Annotated in this window: 19 protein-coding genes; 10 read left to right on the plus strand and 9 right to left on the minus strand. The window is 56.4% G+C overall.

All coding sequences use genetic code 11. The annotated features are described in order from the left end of the window. Positions 1–18: 18 nt before the first annotated feature. From P0D52_RS11845 to P0D52_RS11860, 4 genes are all read right to left on the minus strand, one after another. The gene (locus tag P0D52_RS11845; RefSeq protein ID WP_394692857.1) at positions 19–345 is read right to left on the minus strand and encodes an integrase core domain-containing protein; all 327 of its coding nucleotides are present in this window, start codon (positions 343–345) and stop codon (positions 19–21) included. Positions 346–856: 511 nt separating this feature from the next. Beyond that, positions 857–2,587 carry an SLC13 family permease gene (locus tag P0D52_RS11850; RefSeq protein WP_394692858.1) on the minus strand — a complete coding sequence of 577 codons (1,731 nt, stop codon included), beginning with the start codon at positions 2,585–2,587 and terminating at the stop codon, positions 857–859. 31 nt (positions 2,588–2,618) lie between these two features. After that, entirely contained in the window at positions 2,619–4,757 is a 2,139-nt protein-coding gene (locus P0D52_RS11855) for an AGE family epimerase/isomerase (RefSeq protein ID WP_394692859.1), read from the minus strand. A gap of 217 nt (positions 4,758–4,974) precedes the next feature. Further along, the gene (locus tag P0D52_RS11860; RefSeq protein WP_394692860.1) at positions 4,975–5,661 is read right to left on the minus strand and encodes an FkbM family methyltransferase; all 687 of its coding nucleotides are present in this window, start codon (positions 5,659–5,661) and stop codon (positions 4,975–4,977) included. A gap of 1,704 nt (positions 5,662–7,365) precedes the next feature. Between P0D52_RS11860 and P0D52_RS11865 the strand changes: the two genes are divergently transcribed. The 3 genes from P0D52_RS11865 to P0D52_RS11875 are packed head-to-tail and all read left to right on the plus strand — an operon-like array spanning position 7,366 to position 10,542. Continuing rightward, positions 7,366–8,700: a DNA modification methylase gene (locus tag P0D52_RS11865; protein ID WP_394692861.1), complete on the plus strand. Its 1,335-nt coding sequence runs from the start codon at positions 7,366–7,368 to the stop codon at positions 8,698–8,700. Continuing rightward, positions 8,697–9,089 (plus strand): DUF5681 domain-containing protein, encoded by a 393-nt coding sequence (locus P0D52_RS11870; protein WP_394692862.1) that lies wholly within the window; start codon positions 8,697–8,699, stop codon positions 9,087–9,089. Before P0D52_RS11865 ends, P0D52_RS11870 begins: the two co-directional genes overlap by 4 nt. Further along, the gene (locus tag P0D52_RS11875) at positions 9,079–10,542 is read left to right on the plus strand and encodes a hypothetical protein (protein ID WP_394692863.1); all 1,464 of its coding nucleotides are present in this window, start codon (positions 9,079–9,081) and stop codon (positions 10,540–10,542) included. Before P0D52_RS11870 ends, P0D52_RS11875 begins: the two co-directional genes overlap by 11 nt. A gap of 464 nt (positions 10,543–11,006) precedes the next feature. On the opposite strand, the gene P0D52_RS11880 is transcribed toward P0D52_RS11875, so the two are convergent. Continuing rightward, positions 11,007–12,515 carry a phosphomannomutase/phosphoglucomutase gene (locus P0D52_RS11880; protein WP_394692864.1) on the minus strand — a complete coding sequence of 503 codons (1,509 nt, stop codon included), beginning with the start codon at positions 12,513–12,515 and terminating at the stop codon, positions 11,007–11,009. 97 nt (positions 12,516–12,612) lie between these two features. Here P0D52_RS11880 and galU point away from each other — a divergent pair, with 97 nt between their 5' ends. The 5 genes from galU to P0D52_RS11905 all read left to right on the plus strand — a co-directional run bounded on the left by galU (position 12,613) and on the right by P0D52_RS11905 (position 17,620). Beyond that, positions 12,613–13,503, plus strand: coding sequence for a UTP--glucose-1-phosphate uridylyltransferase GalU (gene galU / locus P0D52_RS11885; protein ID WP_394692865.1), 891 nt, complete (start codon positions 12,613–12,615; stop codon positions 13,501–13,503). A 311-nt stretch (positions 13,504–13,814) separates the two neighbouring features. Further along, entirely contained in the window at positions 13,815–14,651 is an 837-nt protein-coding gene (locus P0D52_RS11890; RefSeq protein ID WP_394692866.1) for an ABC transporter permease, read from the plus strand. A 4-nt stretch (positions 14,652–14,655) separates the two neighbouring features. Next, positions 14,656–15,393: an ABC transporter ATP-binding protein gene (locus P0D52_RS11895; protein ID WP_394692867.1), complete on the plus strand. Its 738-nt coding sequence runs from the start codon at positions 14,656–14,658 to the stop codon at positions 15,391–15,393. A gap of 130 nt (positions 15,394–15,523) precedes the next feature. Beyond that, the gene (locus P0D52_RS11900) at positions 15,524–16,207 is read left to right on the plus strand and encodes a hypothetical protein (protein WP_394692868.1); all 684 of its coding nucleotides are present in this window, start codon (positions 15,524–15,526) and stop codon (positions 16,205–16,207) included. A 235-nt stretch (positions 16,208–16,442) separates the two neighbouring features. Further along, positions 16,443–17,620 (plus strand): IS3 family transposase gene (locus P0D52_RS11905; RefSeq protein ID WP_394692869.1). Its coding sequence is split into 2 segments (ribosomal slippage): positions 16,443–16,695 and positions 16,695–17,620, totalling 1,179 coding nucleotides; the frame shifts between segments, so codons are not numbered across the junction. A 63-nt stretch (positions 17,621–17,683) separates the two neighbouring features. On the opposite strand, the gene P0D52_RS11910 is transcribed toward P0D52_RS11905, so the two are convergent. Further along, positions 17,684–18,070 (minus strand): hypothetical protein, encoded by a 387-nt coding sequence (locus P0D52_RS11910; protein ID WP_394692870.1) that lies wholly within the window; start codon positions 18,068–18,070, stop codon positions 17,684–17,686. 310 nt (positions 18,071–18,380) lie between these two features. Here P0D52_RS11910 and P0D52_RS11915 point away from each other — a divergent pair. Together P0D52_RS11915 and P0D52_RS11920 are read left to right on the plus strand one after the other, a co-directional pair. After that, a protein-coding gene (locus P0D52_RS11915; RefSeq protein ID WP_394692871.1) for an IS3 family transposase occupies positions 18,381–19,531 on the plus strand; the annotation gives its coding sequence in 2 pieces (ribosomal slippage) (positions 18,381–18,630 and positions 18,630–19,531; 1,152 coding nt in all). Positions 19,532–19,766: 235 nt separating this feature from the next. Then, entirely contained in the window at positions 19,767–20,906 is a 1,140-nt protein-coding gene (locus tag P0D52_RS11920; protein ID WP_394692872.1) for an NAD(P)/FAD-dependent oxidoreductase, read from the plus strand. A 900-nt stretch (positions 20,907–21,806) separates the two neighbouring features. Here the strand turns inward: P0D52_RS11920 and P0D52_RS11925 are convergent. The 3 genes from P0D52_RS11925 to P0D52_RS11935 form a co-directional block, all read right to left on the minus strand. Continuing rightward, entirely contained in the window at positions 21,807–23,315 is a 1,509-nt protein-coding gene (locus P0D52_RS11925) for a phosphomannomutase/phosphoglucomutase (RefSeq protein ID WP_394692873.1), read from the minus strand. Positions 23,316–23,339: 24 nt separating this feature from the next. Continuing rightward, complete coding sequence (locus P0D52_RS11930) at positions 23,340–24,641, minus strand: UDP-glucose dehydrogenase family protein (RefSeq protein ID WP_394692874.1); 1,302 nt, start codon at positions 24,639–24,641, stop codon at positions 23,340–23,342. A gap of 71 nt (positions 24,642–24,712) precedes the next feature. Then, a complete protein-coding gene (locus P0D52_RS11935; protein WP_394692875.1) occupies positions 24,713–25,678 on the minus strand; it encodes an SIS domain-containing protein in 966 nt (321 codons plus the stop codon). Positions 25,679–25,713: the final 35 nt, after the last annotated feature.

A 25,713-nucleotide genomic window follows, 5' to 3' on the forward strand; every position in this document is an offset into this window, starting at 1 on the left:
GGTACCGTGGACGGCAACTTAAGCTTCCTTTTCTTTCTCCTCATACTGCGTAGGTCTGGGATATCCGAGCAGCGTGTGTCGACGGGTGGTAGTGTGGAGGCGCTCGACATAATCGAACACATCGCGGCGCGCTTGATCACGGGTGCAGTAGACTTCGCGCCTGATCCGCTCGGTCTTGAGCGGTGAGCGGAAGCTCTCCATCGCTGCATTGTCCCGGCAGTTTCCGGGCCTGTTCATAGAGCATGTAGTGTCGTGATCTGTCATCAGGCGCTGGGAGGCCTCGCTGGTATACTGGCCGCCCTGATCCGAGTGAGGCATCAGCGTCCAGCGACGTTCTTTCGCCACGTCGCCGTCATTAGCGCGTCGGTGGCCATTTGCGTGGTCATAGCGTCCTTCATCAACCAACCCCCGCGATGCGCCAGGAGAACAGATCGAGGACCACCGCCAGGTACAAGCCGTCCATGTATGGGTGAGATCAGCGACCCATTTGAGGTTCGGCCCATCCGTCCGAAGTCTCGGTCGATAACGTTGGGGCGATGATGGCGCGAGTGATTGTATCCTTCGGAAGTCAGCGACGGCATGGGCGTGCCCGAGGCGCTACCCGCCCCTATGCGATGGAGGCCGCAGGAGAAGCCTTCACGCAGCATCGGAACACCCAGGAAAAGCGTTTTTGGGTAACTGAGGAATGATCAGGTCCCGTGACCCAGGACTACTCCGCCGTCTGACCCGATGTGATATTTGCCGCGTAGGCTTTCATGACCGCAACCGAGGTCTTCAGATCAATATTCCCCAAGCCACACGCGGGGTTATCATGAATATCTGGTGTGAACGGCCCAAGTTTAACTAATAATACAACTTAAAGAGCGAAATATGAAAGCGTGCCAAGCGAAAGAACCGCGTAAACAACAAAAACTACTGCGCCCAACCGCAAGTAATCGGCCAGGCTGTAGCGCCCGGGGCTCAAGACCATAAGATGGGTCTGATAGCCGAACGGCATGAAAAAGCTCGCGCTCGCGCCGAAGGCGGCTGCAAGAGCAAACGCCGTGGGGTCGGCACCGACCGCGCTGGCAGTATCGAGCGCCACGGGCAAGGCGATAAGGGCGGCGCTGGTGTTCGAGAAGAACTCCGTCATCAGCCAGGCCATGAAGAAGATGGCCGCCAGCGCAGCGAACGGCGACAGCCCCACCGAAAACCCCGCGACATGGTCAGCGATGAAGCCCGACAGCCCGGATTCGCGCACCAGCAGGCTGAGAAGAACCGCGCCCCACAGCACTATTACCAGATCGAAGGGGAAATTCCGGCGCGCTTCGCGTGGCGAGACCCAGTCAAACAAAATCGCAGCAGCGACCAAAATCAACGCCGCAAGGGCGACCGGGACAAGCTGAAATAACGCGGCAATGAGAAAGCCAGAAAATCCGAGTCCAAGAAGGATCGCATTTCGGTTCGACAGCTTGGATAGGCCGCTGTCGTCGGAGTCCAGTAGATAGAGGTTGGCGCGCAGATTATCGCGGGTATGGAAATCTGGCCCCGCAGCGAGCAATAACAAGTCGCCGGGTTGGAGCCGCACCTCGCCCAGCTTGCCGGATACCGCCTGGTCGGCCCGACGCACCGCGAGAACCGAGGCATCAAAGCGCGAGCGGAATTCTACCTCGCGCAGGGTCCGCCCCACCAGGACCGACTCCCCGGACACTACGGCGCGGTAGCTATTGTCATGGCGATACTCCTCATCGTCGGGATGCAGGGTTAGGCCGTTGATCGCTTGGAGCTCGTCCATGTGGTTGATGTCACCTACAAAAATCAACCGATCGCCGGAAAACATCTGCTGATCTGGCCGCACCGGGGCGATCAGGCGGCCCCCGCGGATGATTTCGGCCAGGTAGAAGCTGTGCAACTGGCGCAGATGAGTTTCTGCGATCGTGCGGCCAACCAAGCGTGAATCCTCGCTGATGTTTGCCTCAACGGCGAAGATTTCCACGCTTTCAGAGCCTGCGCCCGGGCTTTCCTTTAACAGCCAGGGCGCGACCAACATTAGGACGATAAACACCCCGGCCGCTGTGATAAATCCCGGCAGCACAAAGTCGATAACGCTCAGAGACACGCCTTGCGCCGCAGCCTGACCGACGACCATCAAGCTTGCCGAGGTGCCGAACGGAGTGATCATCCCAGCAGCGAGCGCCATGTACGATAGCGGCAGCAGAAGTTGGTGGGAGGATACATTGGGCCGACGCGAGGCAGGGCCCATCATGGCGGCGACAACCGCCGTATTTGGCGCCACGGCGGAGGCCAACCAGGCCGAAGCTAGCAGGCGCGTAAGGGTCGCTCTGAGGCCCTGAGGCCGCCGCGCGAAGAACGCGCGACGCAGAACCGGCAACTTCCCGAGAGCGAGGGAGAAGATCACCAACGACACCACCGCCCAAATGGCCGGTGAACTTAGGGCGTCGAACGCGGCCCGAAACCCTATCCGTCCGGTGAGGATAGTGGCCAGGGCGAAGAGCGCGAAAGCGCGCGCCGGTACGACACGGCCCGATAGCAACATGCCGACAAGGCCAAGGATCAACCCGGCGTCGATGAAGGGGCCAGTTGTCATTGACACGTCTGCCGGCTCGATCCGCGTCCGTTCAGTCGTGCGGGGGCGGAGCGATGGGCGCTAGCGCGGTCATGAGGTGATAAACCATGCTGGCTGGAACATTCGTGACGGCTGGCGCGAGATCTCTGTCCAATTTGTCCACCCAACCGTGGGCAGGGCCCGGCTGGAGATAAGCGTCAATAACGCCTTGTAGTATATTTGGAATATCGGCGCCTGGCCGGTGAGTGTAGGAAAGAGCGCGGATACGCTCCAGCTGAGGCCAAAGCCGGAAGCTCGCGGGAGATGCCCCCATAGCATCCAAGGCGAAGCCCGAACGAACCCCTTGGCGTTCGGAAAAATCGATTAATCGACGCCGCCAGCTCGCCGTGTCCCGCCCCGTTACCCGTTGAGCCTCTCCAAGGAGGAAAGCCCACTCATAGCAATGCCCCGGTTCAATGCGATTAGTGTCAAGTCGCGACCAGTCGGCCTGGAAATCCTCAATCACAGCGCCGGTCGCTGGGTCAAACATATAGCGCTCAAACAAGGTGCATATCCTGTCAATGCGAATCCGTGACGCCTCGTCATGGACGACGTCATAATGCGCCAAGCTCGCTTCAAGTAGATGCATATGTGGATTGGCCCGCTTTAGATCAGGAGCCATTTCCGTATCGCTCCAACCTCCGTTGAGCTTATCGACGAAGAGCTTGTCAATCGTTTCAAAAGCTTCCGACGCCAAAGCCTCGCCGCGCGGATCGGCTAGCGCAGCCAGTTCACTTCCCGCTAAGGCCAAGAAAGCATGGTCATACAGATCGCGTTGAGCATTCCTAACTGATCCATCAGCATTGAAGGCGTGCGCCCAGCCTCCCGCTTCAAGGCGCGCTGGCCCATTGATAAAGGACAAAGCACCTTCAATAACCGCATCCGCAGCGCCGTTTGGGTTCCAACCGGACCGTTTGGCACGGGCGAACGAGAAAAGCTGGCGTGGCGCGATGCGCCCCCGGCGCACTTCTCCGACCAGAGGCTGACCGTTTTGGTCAAGACTTTCAATGCAACCGCCGGTCTTCGCGCAGATTGCTAGCGCAGCCCACTGAGGCATGACGTCGGTCCAAAGCCAGCTCTGAAGCCAGGCGCGCTGCTCAGCCGTAGCCGCAAAATACCCGTTTTTCATCAACCTCCTAGTCACCGGTTTAATCCGAGATGCATCGCTCAAACGAGAAACCAAGATACTTTCTGGAGTCGCGACAATGGCGACATCATTCATACCATGAACCGCGACCTTAACACCTTCACTGCGCACATACACGTTTGAAGACTCAGATACCGCTACGTGGCCGTCAGTGAATACATTTCGAGTTTCATCGTCGCAGCGCGCATCATGAAGCGCGCGAAAATCGCCAAGGTCGCTCCATCCCATTGAAACCGGGACAACCGCAATATTCGCTGCAAATTCCAACACTGCGTAATCAATCGACTCCGAGCGCACCTTGCTAAATTTCCTTCGATCCAGAACTGCGTCTTCGCTTAACGCCTCTCGTACGCCATCCAAAATGTCACTCGCATGCGTTGCAAATGCATCCAACATCACCGAGGCCTTGAAAAGGAAAATCCCAGCATTCCAATAAAACCGGCCGGTCGCGATATACTGCTCCGCGGTTTCGCAGTTGGGTTTTTCCACGAAACGAGCGACACGTCGCACCGGACCATCGCCGGCGGATTCGATATAGCCATAACCGGTCGCCGGATATTCTGGCTCAATGCCGAATGTAACGATGCGCCCTTCTTGCGCAGCCTCTGCACCTGTCTCAATCGCGGCCAAGAAGGCGGCGACGTCTTTGATATGATGATCGGCGGGCAAGACTAGAAGCAAGTCGCTTGGATCGCTCATCAAGCAAGCCGCAGCAATAGGGGGGGCGGAATTGCGCCCCATAGGCTCCAAGACGAGGCGCGCTTCGGGCAAGGTTTCGCTCAGTAAAACAGCATGGCGGGCGGAGCCAATAGCAATAGGCCGTCGAAATTGCCTGGCATCACCAACCCGCGCGGCGGTTTCGGCTAACATAGACCGGGTGCTGGACAAGGCGAGGAATTGCTTTGGCGTGCGCTGCGTGGAAAGCGGCCAAAGACGGGTGCCGCCGCCGCCACACAGAATTAACGGAGTGATTTTCATCGCTTGTCTCATAATGATTTCTTGCAAGAATGTTCCGCCCTATAGAGCGACACGAAATACTGGATTATGCTGCCCTAAGCAAATCGGTCACTGACGAAAGATACGATGTGCGGTGTGATGATCTTTGAAGAGGCGGAGATCACTGATGTCGAAACGGAAGCGGCATGCGCCCGAGTACAAGGCGAGAGTGGCACTCGAGGCTCTAAATAGGGCGATCTGGCAGCTCGAACCGCAAGACCATCTGTCATGTCAGCTTAAACCATTTCTCCGGATTAAACGTGCCCTGAATCGGCAACTCCAATCCCTTTCCCGCATAGCGGGGATTGAAGAAGAACAAGTCAAGTTGGGACAGCCTTTTATTATAGTAACATAAATCTACGAGATCGAAAACTTTCAGTCCTGCCTCAACGATCCCAGCACTGCGCGGAAAGATTGTGTCAACGCGCGCCTCGATGATAACGCCCGAGCATTCGGGTAGCATGGCGCGTGCACCGGCCACCACCAACTCCTCAGCACCGTCGACATCTATCTTCAGGAAATAGGGCGGAGGATAGTTGCCAACCTTCACAAGCGTGTCGAGGCAAACGGTCTCAATAGACCGCGCCGGCTGCCCTCCTTCGGCCGACTTATTTAGCCGTGCATGTGTTATTGCGCCGTCGTCTGCAATGGATGAAAGCGCCAGAGTGGCCTCACCGTCGGCATCCGACACCGCGCGCTTGTCGAGCTCGTACGACACCCCACGCTTGGCGTATGCCGTCTCAATGGCGTGATGGTATTCCTCTACAGGCTCGCATAGGACGTGCAGGCGGTCTTTGAACGCGTCGATCAGTTCCGGCGTGCCATATTGCACGCCGACATCGATCACAGTCGCAACCGGAAATCCTAAGGAAAGAAATTTCTGGATAGCTTCGCGCTTATCTGGTCGACGCATAGGTCGGCTCCTCTTCTACTTGGATTGCTCAACCGCTCGCAGCTGCGCACTTGTCTTTTTAGGCTGAGCTGTGCTGCCGGTTGGGTGGCCGACAACTGACCTGTGTCTCTTGGCTCCTTCGTATATTTCGAAAGTCTGAGTCTTTCATAGTTCATGGCTTGAAGGTTGGCGAGTGTGCCGCGAGCAGAGCTCGTTGATGGTGAGGCGAATATCATGGTGAGTGTCCGGTGATGAACTTCAACGAGAAAACACAAAGGTCTCTGCGCCAATCAGGGGCCAATTCAATTGATCCCGGCGCCAGGCCTCAAGAGGGCTGGCAAGCGATCGATGAAGCGAACCGGGTTTTGGCGCGGATAGATGGAGCCGCAAGCGCGTCGGGAATCTTTGCGCGGCGACACGCGAGCGCGAGGCGAAAATCACCACCGCCTATGTCGCGAAAGTCCGTGTTTCTCTAAGCCTGGCATCCAGTCAGAGCTTTCGCAAAGCGCAGGGGTGCGGCAAGGGCAAAGCGAGCACGCCTTTTGAGGTCAACAATCAAGGACTGATCATCTCTGAGCTCGATGCCACGCTTCGCGCGCTGGCAAGTTTTGGCTAGCCCTTTGGCACTTTCGCGCTTGTCGGGCCTACGAATCACCCTGCCTGATCCGCCTCTCGGCCAAAGGCACCCCTCCCGGGCAAGAAAGAGGCGCAAAGCGCGCTTGAGAACGATGGTAACGTCAGCACTGACACCGGTGCAAGCGCGGCAGCGAACGTCTCTGAAGACTTTGGGAGGAGTATCCGCGCCGGCCTCTGCTACCAGCGCTCAGAAACAGCCAACTAAGCAAAGCCGTTGGCACAGGCATGGGACTTGGTTCCAGCGCCAACCGACGGACACGGATTAATGCTCCCGAAGCAGCGCCGTGTCCGGGCTCCGGCTCATTTGGGACATGTGCGCCGCTATCCGTGCCTTGTCTGTGGAAGGCAGCCTTGCGATGCGCATCACCTGCGCTTCATGCAACCACGCGCCATGGCAAAGTAAATTGTCCGATGAATTCACCGTGCCCCTCTGCCGGCGCCGTCATGACCTCGAACACCGCGATCCCGATGGAGCCGGAATGGTGGGCAGCACAGGGTGTGGACCCCGTTGAGATCGCTCAGTAGCTCTGGGTGGAATCCGGAGGACGACCGCAGGGCGCGAACTAAATCCTTGTCGCTCACTCAAACACAAAGGGGCAGAACCCGGCGGGCTCCTCAGATTGGTACGCTCCTGCCCACCAGAAAACCATTGTTCCGCTTGCGTTCAGGCCTTATTGCTTTTTACTCGATGACGTCCTGCAACATCTAACGGTCGAGCGTTAGATCGGTTGGCCGCACGTCCTGTCCAATGACGAGAATGTGGCCCGCATCCTCGCGCTCAATCAAGAGCTGTCAAAGTAAGATTCGATGGCTCGCAAATCATTCCTCTTCGTGAGCCTTGATCACTGTGGGCCGAATCGCGCATATTGTCTCTCATGCGCACCGCTGTGCCGCCTGGATCAGGTGCCTTGGAGCGACAAGGATGTCGCTCAGGCGCGGAACTCCAGTTCGCCAGCCGCCGCTACATTGTCCGCCATGGGTCCAAGGATGGACCTAGCTCATTAGAGCAGCATGAAAACCCCATCAGCGGACGCGAAATTAACGCGTCAAACACCTCCGCCTAGTGCGGAGCGATGGGAGTATTGTGCGATGACTACTGCGAGTTTGGGCTCAAGCCTTGAGTCCGTTTCGATCGAAGCGCTTCAACCCTTTCCTCAACACGCCCGAAAGCATGACCGGGCGAAGCGACAAAGCCTGACCCGCTCGATCGAGCGGCTTGGTTTGGTTGATCCAATTATAATTGATGAGAGTAACCAGATCCTGTCTGGGCATTTGAGGGCAAGCATCTGCGCCAAGCTCGGACACGGCACGATCCAAGCGGTTCGCGTCACGCATCTCAAACTGATCGAAAAACGCGCCTTCGTGATCGCGGCCAACCGGTTCCCGGAGCGCGGCGGTTGGGACCGTGAGCTTCTTGAGCTTGAGCTATGCGAACTCCTGGAGTTCGCCGGCGACCTCGAGATCGAAACCACCGGGTTTGATGTACCCGAAGTGGATCTATTGATGGCAAACGGTCCAGGCGCGTCACAGCAAGAACACGACGCCGATGACATGATACCTGAACCGCCCGACCACCCGATCACCCGGCCCGGCGACCTGTGGGCCTTGGAGGAACACCGCATTTTTTGCGGATCGTGCCTGGCGCAGCCAAGCTGGGACCGCCTCATGGGAGCCGAGCGTGCCGCGCTTTGCATAACCGATCCGCCCTATAACGTACCCATTAAGGGGCATGTGACCTCAAAATCGCATGCCGAGTTCGCCATGGCCGCGGGCGAAATGAGCCGATCTGAATTTACCACCTTCCTCGAACAAGGGATAGCGTTGGCGGTCAAGTATTCCCGCGATGGGGCCCTCCACTACATCGCCATGGACCACCGCCATCTGCGCGAACTCTATGCGGCAGCTGACCGGCTCTATTCCGACCAGCTGAACCTGATCGTCTGGAACAAGACCAATGCCGGGATGGGCTCCTTCTACCGCTCCCGCCATGAGCTCTTTGCACTCTTCAAGGTGGGAACTGCTCGGCACACCAATAACGTTCAGCTTGGCCGGTATGGCCGCACCCGATCAAATGTGTGGACCTATGCGGGCGTGAACACTTTCAGGTCGGGGCGCGATCAGGACTTGGCTGACCACCCGACGGTTAAACCTGTCCAGCTCCTGGCCGACGCCATTCTTGATGCCTCCCGGCCGGGCGACATTGTTATTGATGGGTTCGGTGGGTCGGGATCGATTATCTTGGCGGCCGAACGAACCGGGCGCCGCGCCCGATTCATTGAGCTTGAGCCACAATACGTCGATGTCGCAATCAGCCGATGGAGCACTTTGACCGGTAAGCGACCCATCCTGCTTACCCAACGTCCGCCGCTGGCACTTCGGGCACCCTCCCTTCGCTTGACCCAATGCAAGGGAGGTCGGCGATGAGCGATTATGATGTTGGCTACGGCAAACCGCCAAAAAAGGGTCAGTTTAAGCCGGGTCGTTCGGGCAACCCAAAGGGACGCCCAAAGGGTTGCAAAAACTTCGCCACGGTACTGGTCAACGAGCTCTCCGAGCACCTGACGGTCAAAGAGGGAGGAAAGACGCGCCGCCTTACCAAAATGGAAGCTGTTACAAAACAGCTCGTCAGCAAGGCGTTGAACGGCGATGCCCGGGCTCTGGGTGAGCTTTTTCGCCAGATCAAAACTTACTGGCCCGATGAGGTTGGGGACGGAGCCGAAACCCTGCCAACCAGCGAGTCGGATATCGCCCTTCTTGAGGATCTCCTTCTTCGATCAGCCACTAAAACGTCGGGGGGTAAAGATGACGATTAAAGCTTCCAAGGCCGTTGTTTATGCGGCCGCCCGGCAGGACCTCAAGTCCTTTGTGCGTTTCAGTTTTCAGCTGGTGCATCCGGAGGCCGAGTTTGCTGATAATTTTCACATTGATGCGCTGTGTTATCAGCTCGACCGCGTCCGCTCCGGCGACACCCGCCGCCTGGCCATCAATTTGCCGCCCCGCACCTTAAAATCCTTTATCGTATCGATCGCCTGGCCGGCCTTCATGCTCGGTCATAACCCGTCCAAACGATTTTTCGTAATCAGCCACAATGAACAGCTTGCCGCTGAACATTCGTCACTTTTTCGAAAGCTGATTGACAACCCGGCGATAAAACAGGTCTTTCCGACGCTGAAGCCGACGGCCTCGAAGAATACCGAACTCATCTACACCACATCAAAGCTTGGCGGCAGGACGGGCCTCTCCTCCGGGACAGGTCTGACCGGCATGGGGGCCGACGTGATCATTTTCGATGATCCTATCAGCGCCCAGGATGCCGCCAGTCAAAAGACCTGCGATCAGGTTGCGAAATGGATGAAGACAAGCGCCATGACGCGATTTAACGATCTGGCCACCGGCCCGGTGATCTGCGTCATGCAGCGCTTGTCCATCTGGGACCCTCACGCCCAACTGACGGAAAATGGAAACTGGACGAAGCTTGTTCTTCCCGCTAGGGCGATTACCAAAACAACAGTCCAAGTCGGCGTTGAAAGCTATCACACTTGGCAGCAGGGCGCGCTCTTACATCCGGCGCGCCTGCCACAACACGTGCTTGACGAACAGAAACATTCGCTTGGGCTGCACGGTTATCAAGCACAATTCATGCAGGCACCGTTGCCAGCAGGTGGTGGGCTCATCGATGTTACCAAATTTAAGGTTTACTCGTCATTCCCCCGCAAGCATCCGGACTTGTATCTCGTCAGTATCGACCCTGCAGGGGGTGGCACCTACGCCAAATCATATTCGGTAATCTTGGTGTTTGCCGTGTTCGACGGGCATCTCTACCTTTGGGCTAGGTGGCGCAAACGGGTCGAGTTCAATGACCTAAAATCTCAGACGATTGCTATAATTTCGAAGTATCGCCCGCAGGATGTAATCATTGAGAGCGCCTCCTCCGGCAAGCCTCTTCTGGAGGAAGTGCATCATTTCCTGCAAACGCGGCGACGCATCGATTCCGAATGCACGACCCTGCTTCACCCATTTACACCCAACATGTCCAAGGAAGCGCGTTGGGACGAGGCCAGCCTGCTGGTATCGGAAGGCCGTCTCCATATCCCCAACTCCAATCGCTACGCCTGGGTGAGGGAATTCACCGAAGAATGCCGCGCCTTTCCAGAAGGCAGCAATGACGACCAAGTCGACGCTCTTTCGCAGGCCCTGCTCGGCTACCGGCGAATTTATGACCGGGCCGGTGAGTCGAGAGTTCATCTGCTTTCTCGCCGGGGATAGTCCAAAAAAGTACGGCTGACGCCGAAGCCATCTGCGAGGCGGCCCTCCCGTGCTCTTTTGTTCCGGTAAAGACTACCTGGCGCCAAGGGTGTGATGATGCTGCACCGGCCGCGCGATCTCCTGATAGGCCCGCGCGCCAAAGATGCTCAATGCAATCCGTGCAAAATTGACGCCGTCAACACATGGCGAAGCCCGATTTTTTCATCCGTTATCGAAAATATGTTCTTGAACCGGTTCTGAGCAAAGGATCCGGGCTAACTTTTTTTGCACGCTGGCTGCTCGCTCCACAATACCGGACGATAGCGTCGCGCAGTTTATGGAAAAGGCGCGCTTCCACGGCCGCCTGCTTTATGGGTCTAATTCCCTGTAAATCAGGGATTGGCTGACCGGGCATGGGCATAGGTTCGCTTCTGGCGGGATAGCTGCGCGCATACAGCGGCCGTTGGCCGATGAAATGTCCGAGTTTAGACTTCCTGATCGAACGCGCCGACTTCGGGATGTTTGGCGAGTTCGGTCTGAATGTCCCGGAAGATGGCCTTCATGTCTTCGGCAGAATTCGGGCTTTCCACCACAATCACGAGATTGGGCGTATTGGATGAAGCGCGGACCAGTCCCCAGGCGCCGTCTTCCAGCGTGAAGCGCACACCATTGACCGTCAGAACATCCCGCACTTTCCGGCCGAGAATCTCGGTTCGGGCTTTGTAGGATTCCGCGATCTGATCGACGATGCCGTATTTCTCCTCGTCCGTGCAGGCTGGCGACATGGTCGGCGACGAAAAGCTGACCGGTAAAGCGCGGCGCATATCGGCCATGGTCTGACGCGGATTGCGATTCAGCATGTCGAGCACGGCACGGCCAGCGACAATGCCGTCATCATAGCCGCGCCCCAGGGGCGGCTGGAAGAAGAAGTGACCGGATTTTTCAAAGCCGACGAGGGCGCCGGTCTGTTTCGAATAGCGCTTGATGTAGGAATGGCCGGTTTTCCAGTATTCCGTTGTCGCGCCATTGGCCTTCAGGACCGGATCGGTCAGGAACAGACCGGTGGATTTCACATCCACCACGAATTTCGCGGCCTCGTGACGCGCCGATAAGTCCCGGGCGAGCATCAGGCCCACCTTGTCCGCGAATATCTCCTCGCCTTCATTGTCGACCACGCCGCAGCGGTCGCCATCTCCATCAAAGGCGAGGCCCACATCCGCCTTGTGTTCGAGCACGGCATCGCGCACGGCATGAAGCATCTTCATGTCTTCGGGATTGGGATTGTAGCGCGGGAAGGTATGGTCCAGCTCGCAATCCAGCGGAATGACCTCAACGCCCATCGCGGCCAGCGCCTTCGGCGCAAAAGCCCCGGCCGTGCCATTGCCGCAGGCCGCCACGACTTTCAGTGGCCGGGTGATATTCACATCCTTCGACAGATCCGCGAGATAGCGTTCAGCGACACCGTCTTCGCGGACATATCCGCCGCCGGCGCGGGTCTTGCCCTCGCCCTTTAGAACGATGTCCTTGAGCCGGCCCATTTCATCCGGACCAAAGGTGAGCGCTTTTTCAACGCCCATTTTCACGCCTGTCCAGCCATTGGAATTATGGCTGGCCGTCACCATGGCCACGCAGTCGATATCGAGATCAAACTGGGCGAAATAAGCGGTCGGCGACAGCGCCAATCCTATGTCATGGACCTCGATACCCGCGGACATCAGGCCAACCGTCAGCGCCTGCTTCACGCCGAGCGAATAGCCGCGGAAATCATGTCCGGTGACGATTTTCGGCTCAACGCCGAGCTCGTGGATCAGCGTGCCGAGGCCCAGCCCCAGCGCCTGAATGCCGTAAAGATTGATCTCCGGCGTCTTGTCAGAAGCCGGGTGACCAAACCACCAGCGCGCATCATATTCCCGGAAACCGGTCGGCTTGATCTGGGCCGAGGTTTCAAAATCCCAACTATTGGGCACAAGATCGGCGCGAGGGGGCTGGCTCATGCAGGCACTCCTTTGTCGTCGGACTTGATCGTTTACAGTTAGGCGTCTCTAATAAGAGTTACCGCCGATCTCAACCCAAGTATGAAGTGAAATTTTCATGAAAACTGTTCGGAAAGCAGTGCTGCCCGTCGCAGGGCTTGGAACGCGCGTCCTGCCGGCAACCAAATCGGTTCCGAAAGAAATGCTGCCCGTTTTTGACCGGCCAGCGATTCAATATGTCGTTAATGAGGCCTTTGAGGCTGGAATCGAACATATCGTATTTGTAACGGGCCGAAATAAAAGCTCGATTGATGATCATTTTGACCGAGCATACGAGCTTGAATCCTCGCTGCGCGAGAAAAACAAATCCGATATTCTAGACCAATTGGAAGGCGAAAGGCCTATCGCCGGCTCTATGAGTTTTGTGCGACAGCAATCGCCTTTGGGATTGGGCCATGCTGTATGGTGTGCGCGCGACGTGATCGGCGATGAACCGTTTGCGGTGCTTCTTCCTGATGTTCTGGTCAAAGCGAAACCCAGCTGTCTTACCCAGATGATTGCGGCCTATAATGATCGCGGTGGCAATATCATCGCCGTTGAGCCGGTACCGCATGATCAAGTCAATATGTATGGAATCATTGAGCCCAAATCGCGCGACGGCGCCATTATCGAAATGGCTGGAATGGTCGAAAAACCGAGCATCGATGATGCGCCGTCAAACCTTTCGATCACCGGACGGTATATACTCCAGCCGGAGATATTCAATCTCCTTAGCAACCAGGCTCGCGGGTCAGGTGGAGAAATTCAGCTCACCGATGCGATGGCAACACTTATGGAAACCCAAGACTTTTTTGCGCTTGAGTATCAGGGCGAGAGTTTTGATTGTGGGAGCAAACAGGGCTATTTGCGTGCTTTCTTGCGATATGCGCTCGATCATCAACTGGAAGGCGAAGCTTCGCATGCAACGCTGCGCCGCCTTTTGGATGAAAATGCTGCCTCAAGTGTTTGAGCTCGGCGAGCAAAACGCGTTGACAATTATTGCATCCAATTTGAAGGTAGCGGTCTTCAGGCCTCTTATTGGAGACTTGAGGGGTGAAAACTAAAGGTCCATTTTACTAAAGTGACCCCCGCGAGGAATGTCCGCATTCCTCGCGTTTTTCTTTTTGGCGCTGAGAAATCTGCGAGTGTGCCTTGCCCCGATCGCCATAATGAACAAACACACGCTATAGAAACTATAACAGTGCCGGTTGGAATAACCGGCAATTTGGGCCCTTATTCGCTCTCAGTGGCATTTGCCGCGCAAGGATCAAGTTTATTGTAATGAACATAATGCTGCCATTCACCCGCTCTTCAAACAGCTCAGGATTAGTCGAGCTATTAAAAGCGGCTGGCATCGATGTGGTGCGCGGCTTTATGAGATATGAGCTTTGGACGTCACTCGCGCAGGACGATCTTCGTCAGAGATATCGCCGAACCGTTTTCGGCCTTGCCTGGCTGACGCTTTCCTATCTTGTCTTTATTCTGGCTAAAATTTTCATTTTCGGCGCTTTAAACCCTGCCCCCATGGCCTGGTTTGCAGCTTACGTTACGGTAGGGTTTTTAATCTGGCAGATTATCAGCTCATTTGTTGTGGACGGCTCTACCTCCCTGATAAATTCAGAAACCTGGGTGAAAGGGGTACAGCTGCCCTATTCGACCTATTTCTTTGAAAGTATTAGCCGGGATTTGATTATCTTTGCGTATAGCGCTGTTGTTGCGGGCGTTGTGTTGGTGGTGACCGGACATGTTCCGGGATGGGCGGCGCTGTCTGTGGCGCCTGCTCTTTTATTGTTGGTTCTAAACGGTCTTTTTTTGCATATGCTGCTCGGCGTGATTTGCCTTCGATACCGCGATGTCGTGCAGGTAGTGCAAACCGCAATGCGCGTTTTGTTCTTTTTAACGCCTTTGGTCTGGACCGTTGATCAGGTGGGGCCAATCGCAGGCTTCCTTGTATGGAACCCTTTTACATATTTGATTGATATTGTTCGCGCTCCGCTTGTCGACAATATCATTCCGTTGACGAGCTGGGTGGTCTCAGCGGGTATAACCGTTGGTTTGGGCATCGTTTCTTTCTTCACTTTTGCGATTTTCCGCAACCGTATGGCGTTCTGGTATTGATGCGATGAGCTCGGTCAACGTTAAAGATCTTAGCGTGCGTTTTCGCGTTTATGAAAAAACGCCGGGAACAACAAGCCCTGAAGGTGCGGGCGTTTTTGCGCAGCGCAACCGGTCGCATCGATGGGTAGAAGCGCTTTCAAACATTAATTTTGATCTGCAAGAAGGCCAGCGCCTGGGCATTATCGGCCGTAATGGGTCTGGTAAGTCGACGCTTTTAAAAGTTATTGCCGGGCTTTTGCCGGCAACTAAAGGAACCATAAGTATTGAAGGTCAGGTATCTTCGCTTATCGATATCGCCCATGGGATGCGAATTGAGGCAACAGGTGAGCGCAATATATTGCTAAGAGGCATGATCGCAGGTCTGTCCAAGCGGGAGGCGAAAAGACGTATCAGCGATATTGCGACTTTCGCGGAGTTGGGCGATTTTATAAAAATGCCGGTTCGGACGTATTCTTCTGGCATGGCAATGCGCCTTAATTTTTCTATCGCTACCGCCTTTAATCCCGATATTCTCATCGTCGATGAATGGATCGGAGCCGGTGACCGCGCCTTTCAAAAAAAAGCGCGCTCTCGCATGCAAGGGCTCGTTGATGCTGCGGGCGCTTTGATTCTTGCAAGCCACGATCTTGATCTTGTTGAGCGGATGGCGGACCGTGTTCTCTGGCTTGATGCGGGCCACGTTAAGGCATTCGGCGGAGCAAAAGACGTTGCGGAACGTTATCGCGAGACGGTTGATGGGTAGTGTGCGCCTCCTCCTTGTCCGATTCTCGCATGATCTCCGCTCTTCTGGAAATGCCGCAATCGTTATTCTTTATCGCCCTTCTCTGACAGCCCTTCATATTTGATCTCGCCCCAGGAGCCGACTCTTTACGATGAACCTCGTCTATATCTTTTCGCCCCTTTTTGATCCTGCCGATGCACAATTGTCTCGGATAGAAGAAGCACTGCGGGCTGAAGGGTTTTTTGCCTCTTTAATCGCCGAGAGGTCGCGCGTTAAAGATGTTCCCGATAACGTCGTTGTTTTGCGGAACCGCGCTTTGGCAATCCTGATTTTTGGCAGCCAACTTATCATTGCGGCTATCATTTTTGGATATTTCACGCGGTTTTTGCCAACGGCCATGACGGTGTTGTTTTGGTCTTTAGTTGCCGCGTCGGTGTTTATCGCGAGCCGGTATGGGAGGCGTCTGCGCGATCAACTTGTTGAGACAATTAGCTCTTTTTTAGTCTGGGCAGCGCTCGCACAAAAAAAACCGTGTGCGGTTTGGGTTATTGCTCCATGGCATAATGGGATGGTCGAAAATATTATGCTGCACAAAGGCATTGTATTTATTGCTGATTTTCAATCCGCAACAATAAGCGGTCAAACAAAATCCGAATCCGGAGAATCGCAAGTTGGCGCGAAACACATTCTAAGAGATGCAGACGTCATTCTCGGCGACCCTGCAAGCGACTATGGATTGGACGATCGGAAAGTCGCGATGTCCGCAGAATATGCAGTTGATGTGACATCCGCCGCCGCGATTCTTTCAAAATTGAGTGAGCAATTAGCGCGCTAAAATCGTCTACCCAAATTTTTTGGGATGATTTGTTCTGTTTGCCGATAGCCTCTGTCTCCATGATGAGACAGCATCCTTAGATGATCGCGCGTCTCGATTTAGCGACTGGACTTCCATCGCCCGTCGAGCACTCCAATGGCTGATGTTCAGTTAAGGAGTTACACACAATGCACCTGACCCAGCCCCCTGAATTCCGGCCACGGGATGGTAGAGTCCATCGAGAAGAGGATGGACGATGCGCAAGAGCCGTTATTCGGAAGAACAGATTATCGGGATGCTCCGCGAGCACGAAGCGGGTGTCACGACGAAGGAGCTATGCCGCAAGTACGGCATCTCGGACGCGACCTTTTACAAGTACAAGGCCAAGTTCGGCGGCATGACGGTGTCGGATGCTCAGCGTCTACGGACGCTGGAAGCAGAGAATGCCAAGCTGAAGCGGTTACTGGCCGAGCAGATGCTGGACAATGCGGCGCTGAAGGATCTCGCCTCAAAAAACTTCTAACGCCCGATGTGAAGCGGCGGGTCGCGCGTCACCTGGTGGAGGCGCACGGGCTGAGCGAGCGTCGGGCGTGCCGGTTGGTCCGGCTGGACCGCTCGACCTTCCAGTATCGCAAGCGCGATGCGGGCGATGAGCGTCTACGTGAGCGGTTGCGCGACCTGGCTGGCGAACGTCGCCGCTTCGGCTATCGCCGTCTGGGCATTCTTCTGGCCCGGGAGGGGCTGAATGCGAACCACAAGAAGCTTTACCGTATCTACCGCGAGGAAGGTCTGGCGGTACGCCGACGCCGGGGCCGCAAGCGGGCCACGGGAACGCGCCGTCCCATGCTGCTGCCGAGCGGCGCCAACCAGCGCTGGAGCCTGGACTTCGTGGCGGATGCGCTTACCGACGGGCGTCGCTTCCGCACCCTGTGCGTGGTGGACGACTTCACCCGTGAAGCACTGGCGATCACGGTCGACACCTCGCTCTCGGGCGTGCGCGTGGGCCGGGAACTGGACCGGATCATCGCCCGGCGCGGCAAGCCGGCCATGATCGTCTCGGACAATGGCACGGAGCTGACAAGCCACGCCATCCTACGCTGGCAGAAAGAGCGCGGTGTCGAATGGCATTACATCGCCCCGGGAAAGCCCCAGCAGAATGGCTTCGTGGAGAGCTTCAATGGCCGCCTGCGGGACGAGTGCCTGAACGAGCACCTGTTCTCGTCACTCTCCGAAGCGCGAACCCTGATCGAGGCTTGGCGGATCGACTACAATACCTGCCGGCCCCACACCTCGCTGGGAGGGCTGGCCCCGGTCATCTACGCCCAGCAAACCCGCAAACACCGGCCCGGTTCGCCTGAGCTACGCATGGGCTCCGCTCACCGGGCCTTGAACCTTGAACCAAAACCAGAAAGAAAGGCGAACAGACTCTACTAACGATCAGCCCGGATCAGGGGGCTGGGTCACCGGATGTAGAAAAACGCAGATGTAAAACTGCGCTTATGCGGCACTCCGTCCTTCTACAGCAGCAATCAGCCTGTTTGCGGCTTGTGAAACAAAAAGGGATTTTGGCTCGATCTTGTCGATCCCGTTGAAAATTGCCCTTAGTCTATCGATCGGACCTAAATTGCCAATCAGAATAAAGCGTTCATGTGGTTTATGAGCATTGGCGGGGCGTAGATAATTATAAAGATGGGACCAGTTTTGTTTGTCAAAATGCCGACCAGATATGACAACGTCAAAATCCTGGATCCCACACATAAGCTGTGCTGTTTCAATGTTCTCAGCTTCGCAAAAACTCAAACCATCGTCTTCTAGCAATGCCAGCCGTATAGCCTGGCGCATGGATGCACAGGCATGCACTATAAGTATCTGAAGATCGGACATAATATGCCTCCTCGGCAAATATTTTAGCCCACCCACGGTCTGTTTGATTCCAGAATCGTCGTTCTTGATTGTGTCAATTTATTGTCCTGTGCAAATTCTTGTCTGATGGGGAGGACGGCCCCGACCTACGGCATCGCAATATGCCATGCTGGAGCTGTTAGACAGCAGCAACGGAAGGAACCGTCCATGATAACTCTTACAACAATCGGCATTGATCTGGCCAAATCTGTTTTTCAGCTTCACGGCGTTTGACCTGAGCCCCGTTTGGTCCCGCATTTGAATTGAGAGTCTGTCGATACGGAGACAGACGATGCGTAAGAGCAAATTCACGGAAGAGCAGATCATCGCGATCCTTGCTGAACAGGAACGCGGCATGTCGACGGCGGAAGTCTGCCGGCGTCACGGGGTGAGTTCGGCGACGTTTTATAAGTGGAAGGCCAAGTTCGGCGGTATGGACGTCTCGGACGCCCGCCGGTTGAAGGTGCTTGAGACGGAGAATGCGCGACTCAAGAAGTTGTTGGCCGACAGCCTGCTCGACAACTCGATCCTGAAAGACTTTCTGGGAAAGCCCTGACGACGCCCCGGATGAGGCGGGACGCGGCGTGTAAGGTGATGGAGACTTATGCCATCTCGCAACGCCGGGCCTGTCGTCTGGTCAGCGTCGATCCGAAGACGGTGCGGCGGGAAGCCGAGCCGGATAATCCGGACGTGCGTGCTCGTATGCGTGAGATCGCGGCCACACGCCGCCGGTTCGGCTATCGGCGGATCGGTCTGATGCTGGAACGAGAAGGCATTACCATGAACCACAAGAAGCTGAGGCGGCTCTACAAGGAAGAAGGGCTGGCGGTGAAGCGCAGGCGCGGCCGCAAGCGGGCCACAGGAACGCGCGAACCGATGCCAGTGCCTGATGGCCCCACAAAGCGGTGGAGCCTCGACTTCGTATCCGACGTCTTCGGCCCAGCCCGGCGCTTCCGCATGCTCAATGTGATCGACGATTATACCCGGGAATGTCTGGCGCTGGTGGCAGATACTTCGCTGTCAGGTGCCCGCGTAGTTCGAGAGCTTGATCGCTGCATCCGGCTCTATGGCAAGCCTGAGACTATCGTGTCCGACAACGGCACAGAGCTGACCAGCCGCGCCGTTCTGGAATGGCAAAACCAGACCGGCATCGCATGGCATTACATCGCGCCGGGCAAGCCCCAGCAGAACGGCTTCGTGGAAAGCTTCAACGGCAAGCTTCGCGACGAATGCCTGAACGAAGAAGTGTTCGACAGCTTAGCCCACGCGAGAAAGGTGCTGGCGCATTGGCGACATGACTACAATCACAACCGGCCCCACTCATCCCTGGACGGGCTCACGCCCGCAGCGTGCCGGTCGCTCGAGCTAACCGAAGGCACCGCTCCCGGCACGCTCGCCAACCTTCAAACCATGGACTATGAAAGGATCAGACTCTCGAAATAAACGAGGGAGCCAAGCGGCGCAGGTCACATCAAAGAACGTGAAAAAATGAATTCGGTGTTGGTTGACTGAAGCGAGGTTTTAGAATCCGTTTTGCATGGTGACGATGATCGATTGGCCGCCTCCTGCTATGCTAAGGTGATTGATTATGTATGAAACTAGGATAGCGACAAGTGCTTGTTAGGGACATTTTGGTTTTGCCTTAACACCAGTTTCGCGCATATTTTCGGACAATTTCATGGCTACGGAAAACAACTACCGATTGCGGGTTGATGCTATCATAATCGGCGGAGGCGTTGTCGGTTTAGCTTGCGCCCGCGCTCTGGCTCTACAAGGCCGCGAGGTGATTGTTCTTGAACAGGCGCCTCGCCTTGGGGCCGGCACAACGTCGCGCAATAGCGGGGTTATCCATGCCGGGCTTTATTATCCGCCCCAATCCTTAAAAGCCCGGCTTTGCGTTAAGGGTCGCCGAGCGCTTTACGGGTTTCTTCGCGAGCGATCGGTCCCGTTTACCCGCCATGGCAAGCTTGTTCTGGCGCAAAATGCGGTCCAGGCTGATGCTTTGATTGCGCTTAAAGAGAATGCGCATTTATCCGGGTGTGAGGGCCTTGAGCTTGTTGCCTCAAGCTGGCTTGAGCGCCACGAGCCGAACGTTAAGGCGCTGATGGCGTTATCTTCACCGGATACAGGGTGGGTGGATGTCCACGCGCTGATTGACGCCTTTGATGCGGATATCGGGACGTCTGGCGGTTTGGTGTTTTGCAACTCTCCGGTCGAACGGGTGGAACAAACACCGTCTGGATTTGACGTCCTCTGTAAGTCTCAGGGCGGCGTTATTGAATGTAAGACGTTGGTGCTTGCCGCGGGGCTTGGTTTTGACCGGCTTTTGGCGGCCTCGGCGATTGATCTCGCAAAACCGATCGCGGAACAGGTATGGGCTAAGGGAAGCTATTTTTCCTATGCTGGTGCCTCTCCGTTTAAACGTCATATCTATCCGGTGCCCGTTGAGGGAGGGTTGGGCATCCATGCGACATTAGATGGGGCGGGCCGCGTTAAATTTGGACCGGATGTAGAATGGTTGCCGGATACATGTAGCGAGAATATTGATTATGGTGTGGAGGCTTTGCGCCGCGATTCCTTTGTCGAAGCTATCGTGCAGTATTGGCCGGATATCGATCGTGAAAAACTTCATCCCGATCATTCAGGTGTGCGGCCTAAGCTTGCAGGCGCCGGTCAGGGGTTTGCCGATTTTGGCATTTTTGGGCCTGAATATCATAGCGTGCCGGGGCTCATGTGTTTAACCGGCATCGAGAGCCCCGGGCTTACTGCATCCTTGGCTATCGGCGATGAGGTGTATGAGCGTTTAAATACGGATTAGAGCCCGCCCACGCTGACAGATTCGGTCTTGGCCGCTCGTTGGCTTATCCTAACCTTTGCGCTATTTTCAGGGTCTTGGGAGCGGGCTTGATGCGGATGGGTCGTGACGATCGGATCGCAGGGCGCGACTTGACCTGGAAAAACAGAAAACGACCGCATATTTTGCAACGGACAATCTCGTAAGCGGCGACAAATGTACCCGATACCGGCGACAAATGTATGCCAAAAACAAGCGCTATCGCCGCTTAACCCTCTCGTTATCCCTTTTCGCGTTGGACAACCGGCGTAGTCGCGATGGCTCCATGCTGGGTTTTATCCTGTGTATCGGCGCGCTTTTTTGCGATTGCATAAGTGGCCAACCGTTATCCATTTTGCCGTTTTGCATAAGAAGCTAGGTTCAATCAGCTGTGTGTAGCCCTTTTTGCTGTTTCGAGGCTTTTTAAGGGAGTTGTCCCCATGCGGGGTGGTATTGAAGCTTTTCGGAGGCGCCGCGTTGTTTAGCGGAAATCGCTGTTTTGGCACCCTCATGATTGGATGTATGCAGATTTTGAAACTTTGTCGGCACTAGCTTTTCAATATAGTTGAATCTTTTTTTATTGTTTTTATTATGCTTTTATCTTTCGGTCAAAGCTTGGAGGCGATTGGATATTTCTGCAAATTTGCAGATTTCCCTGTTATTTCCCTGATATTGGCCGCAGCGATCGCGCAAACGCCCGCCTATTATTGTTAGAAATCGGTAGCTTAACGGCGTATTGCGCTAGAATTTGTCGCAAAAATTGCGCGATTTTCCCTGTAGAGTCCCTGTAAATCAGGGATTGGCTGACCGGGCATGGGCATAGGTTCGCTTCTGGCGGGGTGCCTGCGCGTATACAGCGGCCGTTGGCCGATGAAATGTCCGAGTTTAGACTTCCTGATCGAACGCGCCGACTTCGGGATGTTTGGCGAGTTCGGTCTGAATGTCCCGGAAGATGGCCTTCATGTCTTCGGCAGAATTCGGGCTTTCCACCACAATCACGAGATTGGGCGTATTGGATGAAGCGCGGACCAGTCCCCAGGCGCCGTCTTCCAGCGTGAAGCGCACACCATTGACCGTCAGAACATCCCGCACTTTCCGGCCGAGAATCTCGGTTCGGGCTTTGTAGGATTCCGCGATCTGATCGACGATGCCGTATTTCTCCTCGTCCGTGCAGGCTGGCGACATGGTCGGCGACGAAAAGCTGACCGGTAAAGCGCGGCGCATATCGGCCATGGTCTGACGCGGATTGCGATTCAGCATGTCGAGCACGGCACGGCCAGCGACAATGCCGTCATCATAGCCGCGCCCCAGGGGCGGCTGGAAGAAGAAGTGACCGGATTTTTCAAAGCCGACGAGGGCGCCGGTCTGTTTCGAATAGCGCTTGATGTAGGAATGGCCGGTTTTCCAGTATTCCGTTGTCGCGCCATTGGCCTTCAGGACCGGATCGGTCAGGAACAGACCGGTGGATTTCACATCCACCACGAATTTCGCGGCCTCGTGACGCGCCGATAAGTCCCGGGCGAGCATCAGGCCCACCTTGTCCGCGAATATCTCCTCGCCTTCATTGTCGACCACGCCGCAGCGGTCGCCATCTCCATCAAAGGCGAGGCCCACATCCGCCTTGTGTTCGAGCACGGCATCGCGCACGGCATGAAGCATCTTCATGTCTTCGGGATTGGGATTGTAGCGCGGGAAGGTATGGTCCAGCTCGCAATCCAGCGGAATGACCTCAACGCCCATCGCGGCCAGCGCCTTCGGCGCAAAAGCCCCGGCCGTGCCATTGCCGCAGGCCGCCACGACTTTCAGTGGCCGGGTGATATTCACATCCTTCGACAGATCCGCGAGATAGCGTTCAGCGACACCGTCTTCGCGGACATATCCGCCGCCGGCGCGGGTCTTGCCCTCGCCCTTTAGAACGATGTCCTTGAGCCGGCCCATTTCATCCGGACCAAAGGTGAGCGCTTTTTCAACGCCCATTTTCACGCCTGTCCAGCCATTGGAATTATGGCTGGCCGTCACCATGGCCACGCAGTCGATATCGAGATCAAACTGGGCGAAATAAGCGGTCGGCGACAGCGCCAATCCTATGTCATGGACCTCGATACCCGCGGACATCAGGCCAACCGTCAGCGCCTGCTTCACGCCGAGCGAATAGCCGCGGAAATCATGTCCGGTGACGATTTTCGGCTCAACGCCGAGCTCGTGGATCAGCGTGCCGAGGCCCAGCCCAAGCGCCTGTATGCCATAGAGATTGATCTGGGGCGGCTTGTCAGAGCCCGGATGGCCGAACCACCAGCGCGCGTCATACTCCCGAAAGCCGGTCGGCTTGATCTGGGCCGAGGTTTCAAAATCCCAACTATTGGGCACAAGATCGGCGCGAGGGGGCTGGCTCATGCAGGCACTCCTTGATTGCTCGGCCTAGCGGCCGACGCTGACATAGGTGAAACCGCGGCTGCGCATATCGTCCGGGCTGTAGATATTGCGCAGATCGACCACGACATCACCCGTCATGATCTCCTTGAGGCGTTTGGTATCAAGCGCGCGGAATTCATTCCATTCGGTGATGATCACCAGCGCATCCGCGCCTTCAGCGCAGAGATAGGGGCCGGAGGTAAACTCGACATCCTTGAGCAATTTCTCGGCTTCGACGATCCCCGCCGGGTCATAGGCCCGCACCTTCGCGCCCGCCGCCTGCAGCGCCGGAATGATGTCCAGCGACGGGGCAGCGCGCATATCATCCGTACTCGGCTTGAAGGTCAGACCCAGTACCGCAATGGTCTTGCCGGTGACATCGCCGCCCATCGCCTTGACGACTTTCTGGGCCATGTCCTGCTTGCGGCGGTCATTCACCTCGACCGTTGTCTCAATCAGGCGAAGGGGTGTGCCGGCTTCCTGCGCGGTGCGGGTCAGGGCCAGGGTATCCTTGGGAAAACAGGATCCGCCATAACCGGGGCCGGCATGGAGGAATTTTCCGCCGATACGATTATCAAGACCAATGCCGCGCGAGACCTCTTGGACATTGGCGCCCACCGCCTCGCACAGGTCGGCCATTTCATTGATGAAGGTGATCTTCACCGCGAGGAACGCATTCGCCGCATATTTGATCAGCTCGGAGGTCCGGCGGCTGGTAAACAGGATTGGTGTTTCATTGAGATAGAGCGGCCGATAGAGCTCGCTCATCACGCTCTGAGCGCGGGTGTCATCGGTGCCGACCACCACGCGATCCGGGCGCTTGAAATCGCCGATCGCGGCGCCTTCGCGCAGGAATTCAGGGTTGGAGACAACCGCGAACTCACCATCCGGACGGGTTTCACGAATGATTTTCTCGACCTCGTCACCGGTGCCAACCGGAACGGTCGATTTGGTGACGACGACGGTGTAGCCGTCCATCACGGCGGCAATTTCCCGTGCCGCAGCATGCACATAGGAGAGATCCGCAAAGCCATCGCCGCGGCGCGAAGGGGTTCCCACCGCGATGAAGACGGCATCGGCTTCCTTCACCGCCTGCGTCAGATCCGTGTCGAAGCTCAACCGCTCCTCGCGCACATTGCGCTGAACCAGTTGATCCAGGCCCGGCTCGTAAATCGGTATGCCGCCAGAGCGCAGCATGTCCACCTTTTCCTGATCCTTGTCGATACAGGTCACATGGTGGCCGAAATCGGCAAAGCAGGCGCCGGACACCAGTCCGACATATCCGGTCCCAATCATGGCTACGCGCATCGGGCGTTCCTTCTTTTATCGTGTTGCTGACCGTCTACCGATAAGGGGGCTATACGGTCAATGCGCAAGGCCTATTTAACACCGGCCCGCAAAAGGTCGTGAATGTGAAGCAGACCAGCGGGTTTGCCGTTCTCCACCGCGAAGAGCTGGGTGATCTTTACCGACCCTGACGTCATGATGCGCAGGGCATCCGCCGCCAGCGTCTGGCGGGTCACCGTTTTCGGATCGCGCGTCATGACTTCCGCCACGGGCTGGTCCAGCAGATTCGGCCCCATATGGCGACGCAAATCCCCATCCGTTACCATGCCGGCCAGCTTGCCATCGGCCGCCACGACGCCAACGCAACCCAGGCCCTTTGCGCTGATCTCGATCAAGGCATCGCTCATCCGCGCATCAAGCCCGATAACCGGCATATCCTCGCCCGCATGCATCAAATCGCCGACGGTCGAGAGCGCGGCGCCGAGCGCGCCGCCGGGATGATACATCTTGAAATCCTGCGCCGTGAAACCGCGGGCCTCCAGCAGGGCGACCGCCAGCGCATCGCCCAACGCCATCATCAGAGTGGTCGATGTCGTCGGCGCGCGGGTTTCGGCGCATGCTTCGGGCGCGTCAGGGACCAAAAGGAGGTGATCGCTGGCTTTGGCCAGACCGGAATCGGCACCACACGTCATGCCGATGAGCGGCGTTCCGAAGCGGCGGCAATAGGCCATGAGATCGCCGAGCTCTTTGGTCTCTCCGGATTTCGACAGGGCGAGCACCGCATCATCAGGCGTGATCATGCCCAGATCGCCATGGCTCGCTTCGGTCGGGTGAACAAATTGCGCCGGTGCGCCGGTGGACGCGAGCGTTGCCGCGATCTTGCGCGCAACATGTCCGGACTTGCCAATACCCGCGCAGATGATCCGGCCCTTGATGTCCTTCAAACGGTCAACAATGGCATTGAAAGACTCGTCGAGAGTGTCGGCCAATTGCCCCAGCCCGTCCTGCTCCAGGCGGATGACGCGGCGGGCGACGTGCAGCGAGTTGATGTCAGTCATGGAGTATCTGCCTTGATCTTTATTCGGCATAGCAG

Source organism: Hyphobacterium sp., from assembly GCF_043584775.1.
Lineage (GTDB): Bacteria > Pseudomonadota > Alphaproteobacteria > Caulobacterales > Maricaulaceae > Hyphobacterium.

Excerpts from the sequence above, each read along its gene's own strand:
- P0D52_RS11850 (WP_394692858.1), bottom strand. The coding sequence starts at position 2,587 with ATGACAACTGGCCCCTTCATCGACGCCGGGTTGATCCTTGGCCTTGTC.
- P0D52_RS11860 (WP_394692860.1), bottom strand. The coding sequence starts at position 5,661 with ATGCGTCGACCAGATAAGCGCGAAGCTATCCAGAAATTTCTTTCCTTA.
- P0D52_RS11865 (WP_394692861.1), top strand. The coding sequence starts at position 7,366 with ATGACTACTGCGAGTTTGGGCTCAAGCCTTGAGTCCGTTTCGATCGAA.
- P0D52_RS11870 (WP_394692862.1), top strand. The coding sequence starts at position 8,697 with ATGAGCGATTATGATGTTGGCTACGGCAAACCGCCAAAAAAGGGTCAG.
- P0D52_RS11875 (WP_394692863.1), top strand. The coding sequence starts at position 9,079 with ATGACGATTAAAGCTTCCAAGGCCGTTGTTTATGCGGCCGCCCGGCAG.
- P0D52_RS11880 (WP_394692864.1), bottom strand. The coding sequence starts at position 12,515 with ATGAGCCAGCCCCCTCGCGCCGATCTTGTGCCCAATAGTTGGGATTTT.
- galU (WP_394692865.1), top strand. The coding sequence starts at position 12,613 with ATGAAAACTGTTCGGAAAGCAGTGCTGCCCGTCGCAGGGCTTGGAACG.
- P0D52_RS11890 (WP_394692866.1), top strand. The coding sequence starts at position 13,815 with ATGAACATAATGCTGCCATTCACCCGCTCTTCAAACAGCTCAGGATTA.
- P0D52_RS11895 (WP_394692867.1), top strand. The coding sequence starts at position 14,656 with ATGAGCTCGGTCAACGTTAAAGATCTTAGCGTGCGTTTTCGCGTTTAT.
- P0D52_RS11900 (WP_394692868.1), top strand. The coding sequence starts at position 15,524 with ATGAACCTCGTCTATATCTTTTCGCCCCTTTTTGATCCTGCCGATGCA.
- P0D52_RS11910 (WP_394692870.1), bottom strand. The coding sequence starts at position 18,070 with ATGTCCGATCTTCAGATACTTATAGTGCATGCCTGTGCATCCATGCGC.
- P0D52_RS11920 (WP_394692872.1), top strand. The coding sequence starts at position 19,767 with ATGGCTACGGAAAACAACTACCGATTGCGGGTTGATGCTATCATAATC.
- P0D52_RS11925 (WP_394692873.1), bottom strand. The coding sequence starts at position 23,315 with ATGAGCCAGCCCCCTCGCGCCGATCTTGTGCCCAATAGTTGGGATTTT.
- P0D52_RS11930 (WP_394692874.1), bottom strand. The coding sequence starts at position 24,641 with ATGCGCGTAGCCATGATTGGGACCGGATATGTCGGACTGGTGTCCGGC.
- P0D52_RS11935 (WP_394692875.1), bottom strand. The coding sequence starts at position 25,678 with ATGACTGACATCAACTCGCTGCACGTCGCCCGCCGCGTCATCCGCCTG.